This window comes from Streptomyces sp. NRRL WC-3742, assembly GCF_000720635.1.
In the GTDB taxonomy this organism is placed as follows: domain Bacteria; phylum Actinomycetota; class Actinomycetes; order Streptomycetales; family Streptomycetaceae; genus Kitasatospora.
Genome location: NZ_JOCF01000003.1, coordinates 67758 through 82977 on the forward strand (window position 1 = coordinate 67758; position 15220 = coordinate 82977).

Here is a 15220-nt window from a genome sequence, read left to right on the forward strand (position 1 = left end):
GGGCTGGGGCTGGGTCCGTGGCGTCGGCGGGCCGGGGCCGGGTGCGATGCGCCGTCACCGCAGGTCCCGGCCCGGACGGGTGGCGCGCACGAGCCAGAGCGTCGCGGCCAGGCACAGGGCGGAGACGGCGCCGAGCACCAGCGGGACGGAGCGCACGCCCAGCGAGTCGATGCCCGCGCCGAGGGCCGGCCCCGCGACGACACCGCCCACCATGGAGGCGGCGATCACCAGCGCGCCGGCCCGGCGGGCCCGCGGCGCGGCCCGGTGCAGCCAGGGCAGCCCGGTGGGGAAGATCGGCGCGATGAACAGCCCGACCCCCGCGTAGGCGTACGGGGCGATGCCCGGGACGGCCGCCAGCGCGAGACAGGCCGTCATCCCCGCGCAGGACACCGCGATGATCGACTCCGCGGAGTGGCGCAGCGCGATCGGGACCACCAGGAAGCGGCCGACGGTCATCATCAGCCAGTACCCGGAGGTCGCGGTGGCGGCGATCCCGGCGCCGTAGCCGACCGTCTCCAGATGGGTGGGCTCCCAGCCGCCGACCCCCGCCTCGACGCCGACGTGCAGGACGTACAGGGTGACGAACACGGCCAGCACCGAGCCCAGGCTGCGGCGCAGCGCGCTCCCGGCGGCCCCGCCCGTACCGCTGTGACCGGTCGGGCGCTCGCCCCGGTCGCGCACGTCGCCCCGGTCGCGCACGTCGCGCACGTCGCGCACGCCGCGCAGGCACAGCAGCAGCGGCAGGTTGGCCGCGGCGAAGGCGAGGAAGACCGCGGGATAGCGGTCGGCGCCGACCGCGCCCACGACGGCGGGCCCGAGGATCGCGCCGATGCCGAAGTGGGCGTTGAGGACGTTCAGCATCGCCGCCGAGCGATGGCCGAAGCCGGTGGCGAAGAGCTGGTTGAGGCCGTAGTCGATGCCGCCGAAGCCGAGGCCCGCGAGCAGCGCCGTGGCCAGGGCGAGCGGCCAGTTCGGTGCCAGGGCGAAGCCCGCCGCGCCCACCGCCATCAGCAGGTAGGACGCGCCGAGGATCACGCGGTTGCCGATGCGCCCCAGGAGCCGGTCGAAGAGGAGTACGCCGGCGACACCGCCGACGAAGTGGGCACTCAGGCCGAGGCCCGCGGCCGCGGGGGAGAGGTGGAAGGTGTCCCGGAACGCGGGGACGGCCGGCCCGTACAGCGCCTGGAGCGCTCCGATGAGCACGAATCCGGCGCAGGAGGCCACCACCGCCGCCGGACTGAACGTCCGTACGTCGGGGGCGGTCGGGATGGTCGGGGCGGTCGCGAGGGGTGGGGCGGTGGAGTGGTCGGTCACGTGATCTCCGGAGGATGGGCCACGGTCTCGTGGGGGCGTGATCATTCCCTGCCGCGCGGCCCGCGCCGCGTACCGGCGGGGGTGCCGCATGCCTGGGGATGTGAACGCTCCCACTCTTGCTCGGCGCGAGTCAAGGGTGTGCGAACTGACCGGCGGAGTAAGGCGGTTACGCCAGAGGTGAGCCGTGCGTCCGGTTCGGTCAGGTGCACCAGAACAGGAACGGCTTGCAGGTGGGCGTCGCCGTTGCCGTGGGCGCGGTCGGGCTGGGCGAGTGCCCGGTGGGCGGCGCCGTGGTGGGCTGCGGAGCGGCCGGCTCGGTCGAGGCGGCGCGCGACGGAGCGGCGGTCGTCCGCGACTCGCTGGGCCGGGCGGTGGTGGCCGACGGCTGCGGCGTGGTGCTTGCGCTGCGCGGTGCGGCACTCGCCGTGATGGGAGCGCGCACATTCGCCTGGGCGGACGGCGTGGCCGCCGAGGAGGACGCCGTCGTGTCCGCCGGGGGAGGGACCGCCGCGCCGTCGTCCTGGGCGAGGGCCACCACGGCGGTGGCCAGTCCGCCTGCCACCACACCGAGTGCGGCCAGGGCGAGCCGGGCGCCGCGCCGCCGGGTCGTTCGCCGCCTGGCCCTCCGGGGCGCGGAAGCCATGGCGGGCCGGTCCGCGACCGGGCGTTCCGGCTCCTGTCGCGGGAGTTCCTCCTGCGGCCGCCCGCAGCCCGGGCAGGAAAGCGCGCCGTTGAGGTGGCGTTGGCAGAGCGTGCAGTAACTCATTCGATCTTCCGTAGGCGCCCGTGTGTCGCACCGGGTCATCTGCGGAGCGTACGCAGATCCACCCCGCTCGCGACACCGGTCCGGGGCGAGGCTTCTGCGGAGATCACGTGTGGTTCACGTGATCTCCGCCGAGGAACGGGGCGGGGTCACTCCTGCGGGGCGGGCACCTGCGCCTGCGCCTCGACCACCAGGGCGTGGCCGGGGAGGTGGGCCAGGCCCGGGGCCGCCAGGCCGACCTGGGCGAGGTACCGGCCGGTCAGGGTGAGCGGGGTCGTCCGCCGGGCCCAGGCGGGCCAGGTGGGCTCGGGGGACGAGAGCTCGGGGCGCACCCGCAGGGTGTAGCGGGTTCCGGGCTCCAGCCCCGGGAGGCGCACGGGCGCGCCGTTCTCTGGGACGGAGGTCTCCAGCTGGACGTACGCGAAGAGGGCGTGGGCCCGGTCCCGCGAGACGACGCCGTGGACCCAGGCGGCCGGGTCGGGGTGGTCGGTGCGCACGACGTCGCCGCCGTGGAGCAGCGGCCGCAACTGCTTGTAGGCGTCGATCCACGCGGCGAGCGCGGCCAGGTCCTCCTGCGGCCAGCCGGAGATGTCGGACTCGATGCCGGCGTGACCGAACAGGGCGGTGGCGCAGCGGAAGGCGAGTGCGGTGTCGCGGCGGGTGATGTGGGCGGGGGAGGAGCCGACGTGGGAGCCGATCAGCTCGTAGGGCAGGAGCAGGCCGGTCCAGCGCTGGATGGCCTGGCGCTCGATCGGGTCGATGTTGTCCGATCCCCAGATCCGGTCCGTACGTTCGAGGATGCCGAGGTCGGCGCGGGCCCCGCCGGAGGAGCAGGACTCGATCTCCAGCCCGGGGTGGCGGCCGCGCAGTTCGTCCAGGAGCCGGTAGACCGCCGTCGTCTGGGCGTGCACGCCGGGGCGGCCGTCGTGGACGGCGTCGGCGAGGTCGCGGTTGTGGTCCCACTTGACGTAGTCGATGCCCACCTCCCCGACGAGGGTGCTGATCCGCTCCAGCAGGTAGGCGTAGGCGTCGGGGTTCGCGACGTCCAGGACGTGCTGGTTGCGCTGCTCGTACGGGAGGCGTTCGGGGTCGGCGAGGAACCAGTCGGGGTGGGCGCGCGCCAGGTCGGAGTCGGGGTTGACCATCTCGGGTTCGAACCAGAGGCCGAACTGCATGCCGAGGCCGTGGACGTGGTCGGCGAGCGGGCGCAGGCCGTCGGGCCACACCTTCTCGTCGACGTACCAGTCGCCGAGGCCGGCCCGGTCGTGGCGGCGGTGCAGGAACCAGCCGTCGTCCACGACGAACCGTTCCACGCCGACCTCCGCCGCGGTCCGCGCGAGGGCGTGCAGCCGTTCGGGGTCGTGGTCGAAGTAGACGGCCTCCCAGATGTTCAGGGTGACGGGCCGGGCGGTGGCCGGGTGCTGCGGCCGGGCCCGGAGCATGTCGTGGAATCCTCGGCTGATCCCGTCCAGGCCCGTGCCGGAGGCGGCGAAGTACACCCACGGGGTCCGGTAGGACTCGCCCTCCACCAGCCGGACCTCACCGGCGTCCAGCAGTTCGCCGCCGCCGAGGACCGTCGTCCCGTCGGCCAGCCGCTCCGCGTACTGGACGTGGTTGCCGCTCCAGGCGGGGTGCACGCCCCAGACCTCGCCGTGCCGGAAGCCGAAGCCCTCGGTGCCGGTGAGCAGGAGCCCGGCGTCGAAGCCGGTGCGGCCGCGGCGGTTCTCCCTCGACCAGACGCCGTGCCGCAGCGGGGCGCGCTGCGGGGAGCGCTCACGGGCCCAGCGGCCGGTGAAGTCCAGCAGTTCCGCGGCGTGGGCGGGTACCGGCAGCACGCACGCCAGCACCTCCAGGGTGTAGGGGTCCGGCGCCGTGTTGGTCAGGGTGTGGCGCAGCCGCACCACGCCCTGTTCCGTCATCTGGAGTTCGGTGTCCAGGGCGAGCCCCGCGCCGGGGTCCAGCGCCCGCACCTGGACGGTGCCGCCCCGGCCGTCCTGGGCGCGTACGGCGACCGGTTCGGCGAGTCCGAAGCGCGGGGGGCGGACCCGGCCGTCGCGGTGCCCGGCCAGGGCCGGGCGGCCGAACCAACCCCAGCCCCGCCCCTGGGAGGGCATCAGGCTCCCGGCCTGGTGGCGCGAGGTCCGGCCCATGGCGTCGAGCACCTGCTCGGCGTCACCGGAGCGGAAGCCGGGGTCGACGCCCCAGTGCAGGACCCGGGGCAACTCGGGTCCGGTGACGTCGAGCGCGAGGGCCGCATCACCGGCCGACAGCACGACGAGGTTCGCCTCAGTCATTTCGTCCTCAGTTCAGGGGGTGGTCCTGGACCGCTGGTTGTGGGAGCTGTGTGAGCGTTAACAAGCACTTCAGGCCGACGCGTTCGCCCGGTACGGACCCCGCGATCGGCGGGCCGATCCTGGGCCCCCGCCGACAGCGTGCACCCCTAGAGATAGCACGTTCGCCCTTCCACGGACATCCCATGTCCAGAACCCAGACGCGCGGGTCACGGCGTCGAGCCAGGGCGCACGGATCGGCTCAACAGGCGCTGTCACGAGCAGGATTGAGGAACCGGCAGCAGACCACCGCGGTCCATGGACATCCGATGTCCATGGACCGCAGGACTGCGCTCAGGCGCAGCCGGCGCCGTTCAGGGTGAAGCCGGCCGGCGTCGGGTTGGCGGCGGAGTACGTCGCCTGGAAGCCGAAGCTCGCACTCCTTCCGGGCGCCAGCATGCCGTTCCAGCCGGAGTCCCGCGCGGTGACGGTGCTGCCCGACTGGGCCACCGCCGCGTTCCACGCGTTCGAGATCCGCTGGTCACCGGCGAAGCTCCAGCCGAGCGACCAGCCGGGGACGGTGGAGGTGCCGGTGTTGGTCACGGTCACCGTCGCCGTGAACCCGTTGTTCCAGGCGTTGTCGACCTTGTACGCCACCGAGCAGGACGCCGTGGGCGGCACCGGCACCGGCACCGACGGCCGCTCGGCGGCGAAGGCCGCGAGCCACGCCAGGGAGGCGTTCCAGTTGATCGCCACCTCGTTGGTCGAGTACGAGCCGATGTCGTCCACGTAGCACGCCGCCGGTGCGCAGCCGGGCAGCTGCGCCTTCGCCACCGGGTCCTCCAGTCCCTTGTTCGGCCCGCCCGCCAGGGAGCCCGCCGGCGGGTGCGGCAGCGAGGGATCGTTCTGGTGCGCCCAGAACCGGTGGTGCTGGTTCTCGGAGGCACGTGGGCCGTAGCCGGTGACGTACGAGTGGTCCAGGGCGTTGCGGCCCAGCAGGTAGTCCAGCGACTCCAGGGCTCCCGTGCGGTAGCGCTGTCGGCCGGTCAGCTCGTACGCGACGGCCATCGTCGTCGCGTTGTTGAGGACCGAGCTGTTGGAGCCCCACACGTAGCCGTCGGCGGGGATCGGCACCGCATAGCCCTGGCCCGCCATGGTGGTGAGGTAGCCGTCGGCCGCGGAGGTCAGCAGGCCGCGCAGCCGGGCGAGGTCGTCGGCGGGCAGGGCGACGCCGGGGACGGTGGCAAGGGTGATCCGTCCGAGCGTCGCGGTGCCGCCCCACCAGAACGCGCCGACGGCTCCGGTGTGGTGCGGGGAGGACGTCACGGCGTCCCGGTACTGCGACTCGCCGGTGGTGGCGAGGAGTTCGGCCGCCGCCCAGTAGAACTCGTCGGAGACGTCGGCGTCCTCGTACGCGCCACCGCCGGTGTTGTCGGTCGCCGGGGCGAGCACGGCCGGATTGGCCTTGGCCGCCGCCCAGGCACGGCGCGCCGAGTCCAGGCAGCGGGACGCGAAGGCGGTGTCGTACGGGGCGTACACCCGAGCGCACTGAGCGGCGGTGGCGGCCAGGTTCAGCGTGGCCGCGGTCGAAGGCTTGTGCAACTCGCGTCGCTCGGGGTCGAGTTCGGGACGGGTCGGCAGGGCGGTCCACTGGGCGTCGTGAACCTTGTGAAAGGCCATCCCGGCCATCGGCCTGTCGGCCGGGACCTGCATCCGCATCAGGAACTCCAGCTCCCAGCGGGCCTCGTCCAGTACGTCCGGCACGCCGTTGCCGCGCTCCGGGACCCGCAGCGTCGAATCGCCCAGCGCCGCGTCCCCGCCCGAACGGCGGGCCCGCTCGAAGGAGTTGACCAGTTGCCAGGTCGCGATCCCGCCGTTGACCACGTACTTGCCCTGGTCGCCGGCGTCGTACCAGCCGCCGCGGACGTCCATGGTGTAGTCGCAGACCCCGGCCTGGCAGGGCACGCTCGTGTCGCCCCTGTTCGGCGCGACGCCCAGATGGCCGGCCGGGCGGGCGTACGCGCTGCCTGCCAGGGCGGCGTCGATCGCGATGCCGCTGCGCTGCTGGTAGAAGAACGACATGCTGTCGGCGCGGAGGCCGTCGTACAGAGCTGCCGAGATGTCGAACGGGTGGCTGGCCCGGTCGCCGACGACCAGGGTGAAACCGGTGCCGGTGCCGGTGTACGCGCCGAAGTCCACCAGGTGCGTGGACTGGCCGGATGCCTGGTCGGCGCCGTACGGGACGGTGGTGCCCGAGGCGACCTGTGCGCCGGAGGCGTCGCGCAGGTGCCAGGCGAGCGGGGCGGTGGCGGAGCTGACCACGGTGGCCCGCTTGGGGCCGTCGGGGAGGTAGCCGAGTTGGTTGACCCGGACGGGGAAGTCGGCGGCAGCGGCGACCGGTGCGGCTGCGGCGACCGGTGCGGCCGCGTTGGCGGGGCCCGCCGTGAACGCGGCCGAGGTGGTAGCGCCCGCGGCCAGGGCGAGACCGGTCAGTAACGCGGCGACGCGCCGCGGCCGGGCGCGGCGCGAGGTGACAGAAGGCACGGGGGAGTCTTCCTTCGGGGGGAGTGGGCAGGAGCTGGGCGTCCAGGGTGGGAGCGCTCCCATTTCCCCATCAAGCCAGCCCCCGGAGGGCGCGTCAAGATGCGCGGGCGGAACGGATTCCGCCTTCGGCCACCACCTGGCAGGGGTGTTCCCGACGGGCGGCGGAGTGACCACGGGTGGGCAGCGGGGTGGGATGGGGACGGCCGACCGCGACACGCGGCGGCGAACCGCCGGCCTGCGCCCGCCCGGGCCGTGCCCGGCATCTACTGAAGACCCACGGACACCCCATCGCCCAGCGGGGCGGCGGGGTGTCCATCCTGTTGTCGTCCGGAAGCGGAAGTTCCCTTGCTGATCCCTGTTCTGATCGTGATCACCGCGGTGGCGGCGGGCTGGTCGCTCGTCGCCGGACGGCTGGAGCGCCGGCACGTCCGCGCGCCGCTGGTGCTGGTGCTCGCGGGCGTGGTCACCGGCCTGTTCACGCACAGTGAGATCGCCGCTACCCTGAACTCCCAGATCGCCCAGCGCGTGGCGGAGATCATCCTCGCCGTCCTCCTCTTCGTGGACGCCACCGAACTGCGCGGGGGACGGCTGTTCGGCCGGGACCCCGGTGCGGCGGCCCGGGTGCTGCTGGTCGCCATGCCGCTGAGCCTCGGCGCGACGGTTCTGCTCGGCGGGCTGCTGCTGCCCGAACTGCCGGTCGCCGCGCTGCTGCTGATCGCCTGCATCGTCATCCCGACGGACTTCGCCCCGGCCGAGATCCTGGTCCGCGACCGGCGCATCCCGGCCCGGGTGCGCAGCGTGCTCAACGTGGAGAGCGGTTACAACGACGGCATCGTGTCGCCGCTCTTCCTGTTCGCGCTGGTCCTGGCCGGTTCGACGACCGAGAAGCGCACGCCGGGGGAGGCGCTGGCCACCACCGTGCCGTTCGCGCTCAAGGCGCTGGTGGCCGGCGCCCTGATCGGCGCCCTGCTCGCATGGCTGATGAACCTCGCCCAGCGCGCCGACTGGATGACCGCCCAGTCCGGGCGGATCACCGTGCTGGTCGTCCCGCTGCTGGTCTACACCTCGACCACCGCGATGCACGGCAACGGCTTCGTCGCCTCGTTCGTCGCCGGCGTCGCCTTCCGGTACGTCCGGCGGGCACCGCAGCGCCACGGCGCCGCCGAACCGGGCGGCTCGGAGTTCCAGCTGATCGAGGACACCAGCGCCCTGATGACCATGGTCATGTGGTTCTTCTTCGGCAACGCGGTGGTCTTCACGTTCGTCGTCGGCCCCGACTGGCAGGTGCTGCTGCTGTGCGCGGCGGCGCTCACCGTGCTGCGGATCGGGCCCGTCCTGCTGTCCCTCCTCGGCTCCCGGCTCGGCCGGCGCGAGCGGCTCATGGTCGCCGCGCTCGGGCCGCGCGGCACCACCTCGATCGTGTTCGGCCTGCTCGCCTTCAACGCCCTGCCGGACGGGACGGCCGCCAACAGCGCGCTCGACTCCATGGTCCTGGTCGTCCTCGGCAGCATCCTGCTGCACGGCGGCGGGTCGCTGGCCATCGCCCGCGCGCTGCGCGGTTCTCCCCGGTCCCGTCGGGAGCAGGCGCCGGCCGACGCACAGCGCGGCTGAGCGGGGGGACTACGGGCGGGCCGGGCCCGCCGACCGCCGCGAGCCGTCGTCCGCGAGCAGGCCCGCGCGCTGGGTGAGCAGCGCGGCCTGGACCCGCCCGCCCATCCGCAGCTTGGCCAGGATCGCGTTGACGTGGTCCTTCACCGTGCCGGTTCCCAGGTGGAGGCGTACGCCGATGTCGGCGTTGGACAGCCCCTCGGCGGTCAGGACCAGCACCTCCCGCTCGCGGTCGCTGAGCCGGTCGACCCGCGCGACCTGTGGGTCGGCCATGTCCGGCCCGCTCCCGGGGTGGCCGCGCAGCAGGCTCCGCGATGCCTTCGGCGACAGGACGACCCCGCCCGCAGCCAGGGTGCGCACCGGCGGGGCGAGTTGCTCGGGCTCGGTGTCCTTGAGCAGGAAACCGGCGGCACCGGAGTTCAGCGCCGTCAGGATGTACTCGTCCGTGTCGAAGGTGGTCAGCATCGCCACCACCGGATGCGTCCTCCGCGCCGTGCCGAACTCCTGCCGTACCGCCCCGTGATCCCGTGCCCGCCGACCCCGGCGCGCACGGGGGCACCGGCTGGAGGCGGCAGGGCGGCACTTCCCGCAAGAAGTCTTCGATAGTACGGTCGCGCGCAAAAGCCGAGACCCTCCGGAGGAATTCCGCATGTCGGCACGCTACTTCGAGGACTTCGCGACCGGCCGTGGCGGGCTCGCCCCGCGCGCGGTCCTGGACTCCGACGCTCCTGTGATCGATCTCAACGGGCAGTGGGCGTTCCGGTTCTCGCCGACGCTGCGCAGCGAACCGGACGGCTTCCAGGACCCGGAGTTCGACGACGGATCCTGGGGCGCCCTGCCCGTTCCCTCGCACTGGCAGCTGAACGGCCACGGCCGGCCGATCTACGTCAACATCGCCTACCCCATCCCCGTGGACCCGCCGTTCGTCCCGGACGAGAACGAGACCGGGGACTACCGCCGGGTCTTCGACCTGCCCGAGTCCTGGGACGGCGTGCCGGCCGTGGTGCGGTTCGAGGGCGTGGACTCCTGCGCCCGGGTCTGGCTGAACGGCACGGAGCTGGGGGTGACCTACGGCAGCCGCCTGCCGGTCGAGTTCGACGTGAGCGCCGCGTTGCGGCAGGGCCGCAACGTCCTGGCCGTGCGGGTGCACCAGTTCTCCGCCGGCACGTACCTGGAGGACCAGGACACCTGGCGCCTGTCGGGCATCTTCCGCGACGTCCGGTTGCTGGCCCGCCCGGTCGGCGGCCTCCGGGACGCCTTCGTCCGGGCCGACTACGACGCGGCCACCGGGGCGGGCGTCCTGCGGGTGAGCGCGGATGCGGACGCGCCCGTGAGGATCACCGTGCCCGCCCTCGGGATCGACGGAGAGCCGCTCGAGGGCGAGTTCCGGGTGCCGGAGGTACGGCCGTGGAGCGCGGAGGACCCGCACCTGTACGAGGCCGAGCTGTCCACCGCGACCGAACGCGTCCGGATCAGGTTCGGGTTCCGTACCGTCGCCGTCGACGAGGACGGAGTGCTCCGGGTCAACGGGCGGCGCGTCGTGCTGCGCGGGGTCAACCGGCACGAGTTCGACCCCGACCACGGCCGCGCCCTCTCCCCGGAGAGCATGCGCCGCGACGTGGAGCTGATGAAGCGGCACAACATCAACTCCGTCCGCACCTCCCACTACCCGCCGCACCCCGCCTTCCTCGACCTGTGCGACGAGCTCGGGTTGTACGTCGCGCTCGAATGCGACCTGGAGACCCACGGGTTCGAGTGGGCCGACCAGGAGCGCTGGCAGCGCAACCCCTGCGACGACCCCCGCTGGCTCGGCGCCTGCCTGGACCGCATCGAGCGCACGGTCGAGCGGGACAAGAACCGCCCGAGCATCATCCTCTGGTCGCTGGGCAACGAGGCCGGGGACGGCCGGAACCTGCGGGCGATGGCCGACTGGGTCCACCGGCGCGACCCCTCACGCCCGCTCCACTACGAGGGCGACCGGCTCGCCGAGTACACCGACGTGTTCGGCGAGATGTACCGCCCGCCCGCGGCCGTGGCGCGCATCGGCCGGGGGGAGCTGCTTCCGGGCGAGATGTCGTACCCCGCGCGGGCCGGCTCCGGGGACCCGGCGGACGACCCGCGCAACCGCAAGCCGTACCTGCTCACCGAGTTCGCCCACGCGATGGGCAACGGCCCGGGCGCCCTCGCCGAGTACGAGCGGCTGTGCGACGAGCACCCGCGGGTGCAGGGCGGCTGGGTGTGGGAGTGGATCGACCAGGGGCTTCGCATCCACGGCGCCGACGGGCGCGAATTCTTCGGCTACGGCGGCGACTTCGGCGAGGACCTGCACGACGGCAACTTCATCTGCGACGGCCTGGTCTTCCCCGACCGCGTCCCCTCTCCCGGGCTGCTGGAGTACGCCAAGGTCAACGAGCCCGTCCGCATCGGCCCCGGCCCGGAGCCCGGGACGCTGAGCGTGGAGAACCGCTACGAGGTGCTGGACCTGTCCCACCTGCGGTTCACCTGGTCGCTGGAGCGCGAGGGCACCGAGCTGGCCCGGGGCGACCTGCCGACGCCAGGGCTGGCCGCCGGGGAGCGCGGCCGGCTGCCGCTGCCCGCTCTCGACCTGCCTCCGGGGGAGGACGGGGCGGGCGAACTCTGGCTCACCGTACGGGCGGAGCTGGCCGAGGCCACCGCCTGGGCTCCTGAGGGCCACCTCGTCGCCTGGGGCCAGTTCCCGCGCTCCGCACCGGACCGAAGCCGTTCGGAGGGTCCGATTGTGAGCGCTCACAATTATGTGAGCGCTCACACCGAGGGCGGGCACATCCGGCTCGGCCCGGGCCGCTTCGACCCCGCGACCGGGCTCCTGCTCGGCCTCGGCGAACTTCCCCTCCAGGGGCCGAGGCTGAACCTGTGGCGCGCGCCCACCGACAACGACCGCGGCGGCTGGCCCCAGCCGGACGCCGCCTACTGGAAGGACCGCGGCCTGGACCGGCTGCGGCACCGCACGGTCTCCGTCACCCCCGGCGCCGACGGCCTGACCGTCGTGGTCCGCAGCGCCGCCGCCGCCGTCAGCTGCGGCTACCTGACGACGTACCGCTGGACCAGCGACGGGACGAGCCTGCGGCTGCGCGTGCGCACCGAGCCGGTCGGCGACTGGCCCGAGCGGCGGGACGACTCCGCCGAGAGCCTGGTGGACGCCGCCCTGCCGCCCGGGGAGTTCCGGGAACTGGTACGCCGCGGCGCATCGCGGTCCCTGGCCAGGATCGGCCTCGACTGGCAGTTGCCCTCCGACCGGTCGCTTCTCGTCGAGTGGTTCGGCGCGGGGCCGGGCGAGGCGTACCCCGACTCGCGGCACGCGACCCGGGTGGGGCGCTTCCGTGCCACGGTCGACCAGTTGCAGACGCCCTATGTGCGACCGCAGGAGAACGGCAACCGGGCGGACGTGCGGTGGGCCGAGATCAGCGGCGGGGCGGCAGGGGGTGCCGAGGGTGTCCGCATCCAGGGCGGGGAGCTCTTCCACCTCTCCGCCCGCCGCTGGACCGACCGGCAGCTCGCCGAGGCCCGGCACCGGACGGAGCTGACCCCGGGGCCGGTGGTCCACCTGCACACTGACCACGCCCTCCACGGCCTGGGCAGCGCCGCGTGCGGCCCCGGCGTCCTGCCGGAACACCGGCTCGAACTCGGCACCGCCGAGTTCACCCTCGTCCTCACGCCGTTCCACCGGCCTTAGAGTCGCGTCGGGCAAGAGAAACCGCCGCGTGGCGGGGCTCCTCGGCTCCTCGGGTTCCGGCTGTGAGCGTCGGCCGGGTCGGCGGTCGCGGGCGATGACCGGGCTGGTCAAGTGTCTTGACGGAACGCCGATTCCGGTTCTACGCCGCCCCTCCCCGCGTGCGGCCGGCCGGGCACTCCGGCCGGCCGCACCTCGCGTGCGCGGGGCCCGGCGACCGACGTACCGACGCGCCGTCAACTCGGTGGAGCCGGGCACCGCAGGCATTTCCCGCCCGGCGGCGCCGACGCGCCCCACACTGGGCCTACTCCGCGTGTGCGGAGCCGACCGAGGGGAGTCGTCGATGCTCGAGCAGTCCACCACCGTCCAGGGCCCGCCCCGGGTGCACTCCCTGAAGGCCGGGTCCGTGGGCCTGGTCGGGGTCGTGTTCATGGCCCTGGCCAGCGCCGCGCCGATCACGGCGATGACCGGCAACCTGCCGGTGGTCATCGGCGGCGGTACGGGCCTGCACGCTCCGGCGGGCTTCGTGTTCGTCACCCTGGTGCTGACCGTCTTCACCGTCGGGTACGTGGCGATGGCCCGGCACATCACCACGGCCGGGGCCTTCTACGGCTTCGTCTCGTACGGCCTGGGCCGGGTGGCCGGCATGGCCTCGGGGCTGCTCGCAGTGCTCGCGTACGTGGTGTTCGAGGCGTCGGTGGTGGGGATCTTCGCGTACTTCGCCCAGCAGACCGCCCGGTCGCAGTTCGGGGTGCAGTGGCCGTGGGAGGTCTTCGCGCTGGCGATGCTGGCGGTCACGGCGCTCCTGTCGTACTTCGACCTGGAGGTGGCCGCCAAGGTCCTCGGGGTGTTCCTGGTCGGCGAGGTGCTGATGCTGCTGCTGTGGGGCGGCGCGGTGCTGGTGCACGGCGGCGGGGACGGGGGCCTGCGGGCGGGCGCGCTGAACCCGGCCGGGGCGTTCTCCGGGGTCAACGCGGGGGTCGGGCTGTTCGCCTGCTTCTGGTCGTGGATCGGCTTCGAGTCGACGGCGATGTACGGCGAGGAGTCCCGCAACCCCAAGCGGATCATCCCCCGGGCGACGCTGGCGGTGGTGGTCGGGCTGGGCGTGCTCTACACCTTCGTGGCCTGGATGGTGGTGGCCGGCAACGGCGCCGGGGCGGTCGACGTCGCGGCCGGGTCAAGCCCGCTCGACCTCTTCCTCGCCCCCGCGCGCCGACTCCTCGGCCCCTGGGCGGTGAGCACCTTCCAGTGGCTGATGTGCACCAGCGCCTTCGCCTGCGGGATGGCCTTCCACCAGTGCGCCTCCCGCTACCTGTATGCGCTCGGCCGCGAGGGCTTCCTGCTCCCGGCGCTCGGGCGCACCCACCCCCGGCACGGCTCGCCGTACGTCGCCTCCGGCGTCCAGAGCCTGATCGCGCTGGCCGTCGTCGGCGGGTTCCGCGCCGCCGGGCAGGACCCGTACGCGAGCCTGTACACGCTCACCGCGATCCTCGGCACGCTGGCGCTGCTGGTGGTGCAGACGCTCTGCTCCTTCGCGGTGATCGCCTACTTCCGCCGCCACCACCCCGAGACCCGGCACTGGTTCCGCACGTTCACCGCTCCGCTGCTCGGCGGGCTCGGCATGATCGCCGCCATCGTGCTGCTGGTGATGAACCTGGACACGGCGGCCGGTCCGGCCTCGAGGACGCTGTTCTTCCGGCTGATCCCGTGGATCGTCGGGGCCGTCCTCCTCGGCGGTGTCCTGTTCGCACTGTGGATGCGGGCCCGCAGCCCGCGCAGGTACGAGCTCATGGGACGGCTGGTGGTCGAGAACACCCGGGAGCGGGAGGGCTGAGCGACCACGGGCCGGCCGAAGGACTCGAACCCCTGCCGGGGAGAACCTCTGCCGGGGATCAGGCCGCGACGAGGTCCCGCTCGCGGTCCGGCGCCTCGACCTTGGGCTTCCTGTTCGGCAGCGAGAGCCGGAAGACCTTGCGCCACGCGGAGAACACCTGCTTGGGCAGCGGCCCGGTGACGTACTCCAGCTCGTACTTCTCGAACAGCGCGCGCACCTTCACCGCGACCTCGGCGTACCGGTTGCTCGGCAGGTCCGGGAACAGGTGGTGCTCGATCTGGTGCGACAGGTTGCCGGTCATGAAGTGCATGGCCCGGCTGCCGCTGATGTTCGCCGAGCCCATCATCTGGCGCAGGTACCACTGGCCGCGCGTCTCGCCGTCGATCGACCGGCGCTCGAAGACCCGGACGCCCTCGGGGAAGTGCCCGCACATGATCACCGAGTGGGTCCAGACGTTGCGGACCAGGTTGGCGGTGAACGTGGCGGCGAGCGTGGTGAGGAACGACGGGCCCGACAGCAGCGGGTGGATCACGTAGTCCTTGAGCACCTGCTTGCGAATCTTGCGGCCCACGGCCCTGGCCCGCGCGCGGAACTCCGGGGTCCTGCGGCGGTCCTTGCGCAGGTTCTTGCCGAGCTCCAGGTCGTACGCGGCGATGCCGTACTCGAAGAAGCAGGCGTTGACGAGGTTCCACAGCGGCTGGCCGAGGTGGAACGGGTACCACTTCTGGTCCTCGTCGACGCGCATGATGCCGTAGCCGAGGTCGTTGTCCTTGCCGATCACGTTGGTGTACGTGTGGTGCAGCTCGTTGTGCGAGTGCTTCCACTGCTCGGACGGCGAGACGTGGTCCCACTCCCAGGTGGTGGAGTGGATCTTCGGGTCCCGCATCCAGTCCCACTGGCCGTGCAGGACGTTGTGGCCGATCTCCATGTTGTCCATGATCTTCGCCACGGACAGGCCGGCGGTGCCGAGCAGCCACGCGGGCGGGAAGATCGAGAACAGCAGCACGCCCCTGCTGGCCAGCTCCAGCTTGCGCTGCGCCGAGATGACCTTGCGGATGTAGGCGGCGTCCTTCTCGCCGCGGTCGGCGATCACCTCGTCGCGGATCGCGTCCAGCTCGCGGCCGAGCTCCTCGATCTGCTCCGCGGTCAGGTGGGCGGTGGGGTCGATGGCGGTCAAA

The 15220-nt window shown here is 73.2% G+C and carries 8 protein-coding genes and 1 pseudogene; 4 read left to right on the forward strand and 5 right to left on the reverse strand.

Annotation, left to right across the window (positions count from 1 at the left end; all coding sequences use genetic code 11):
- Window positions 1-54 precede the first annotated feature (54 nt).
- Window positions 55-1314 (reverse strand): MFS transporter, encoded by a 1260-nt coding sequence (locus IH61_RS0102755; RefSeq protein ID WP_420713820.1) that lies wholly within the window; start codon window positions 1312-1314, stop codon window positions 55-57.
- 230 nt (window positions 1315-1544) lie between these two features.
- Between IH61_RS0102755 and IH61_RS0102760 the strand changes: the two genes are divergently transcribed.
- Window positions 1545-2075, forward strand: a complete 531-nt coding sequence (locus tag IH61_RS0102760) for a hypothetical protein (protein ID WP_031064303.1) — start codon at window positions 1545-1547, stop codon at window positions 2073-2075.
- A gap of 151 nt (window positions 2076-2226) precedes the next feature.
- Here the strand turns inward: IH61_RS0102760 and IH61_RS0102765 are convergent, their stop codons facing one another.
- Together IH61_RS0102765 and IH61_RS0102770 are read right to left on the reverse strand one after the other, a co-directional pair.
- On the reverse strand, window positions 2227-4371 hold the full coding sequence (locus tag IH61_RS0102765) for an alpha-galactosidase (protein WP_051836148.1): 2145 nt from the start codon (window positions 4369-4371) through the stop codon (window positions 2227-2229).
- 330 nt (window positions 4372-4701) lie between these two features.
- Window positions 4702-6891, reverse strand: a complete 2190-nt coding sequence (locus IH61_RS0102770; RefSeq protein WP_031064309.1) for a glycoside hydrolase family 9 protein — start codon at window positions 6889-6891, stop codon at window positions 4702-4704.
- A gap of 345 nt (window positions 6892-7236) precedes the next feature.
- Between IH61_RS0102770 and IH61_RS0102775 the strand changes: the two genes are divergently transcribed.
- Window positions 7237-8502, forward strand: a complete 1266-nt coding sequence (locus IH61_RS0102775; protein ID WP_234326996.1) for a cation:proton antiporter — start codon at window positions 7237-7239, stop codon at window positions 8500-8502.
- Between the two features lie 9 nt (window positions 8503-8511).
- On the opposite strand, the pseudogene IH61_RS0102780 reads toward IH61_RS0102775, so the two are convergent.
- Window positions 8512-8976: pseudogene (locus IH61_RS0102780) on the reverse strand (LuxR C-terminal-related transcriptional regulator); the annotation flags it as partial.
- Between the two features lie 172 nt (window positions 8977-9148).
- Between IH61_RS0102780 and IH61_RS0102785 the strand changes: the two are divergent.
- Window positions 9149-12211, forward strand: coding sequence for a glycoside hydrolase family 2 TIM barrel-domain containing protein (locus IH61_RS0102785; RefSeq protein ID WP_031064317.1), 3063 nt, complete (start codon window positions 9149-9151; stop codon window positions 12209-12211).
- 340 nt (window positions 12212-12551) lie between these two features.
- On the forward strand, window positions 12552-14042 hold the full coding sequence (locus IH61_RS0102790; RefSeq protein ID WP_031064319.1) for an APC family permease: 1491 nt from the start codon (window positions 12552-12554) through the stop codon (window positions 14040-14042).
- 58 nt (window positions 14043-14100) lie between these two features.
- Here IH61_RS0102790 and IH61_RS0102795 read toward each other — a convergent pair whose 3' ends face one another.
- Complete coding sequence (locus IH61_RS0102795; protein ID WP_031064323.1) at window positions 14101-15219, reverse strand: fatty acid desaturase family protein; 1119 nt, start codon at window positions 15217-15219, stop codon at window positions 14101-14103.
- Window position 15220 lies beyond the last annotated feature (1 nt).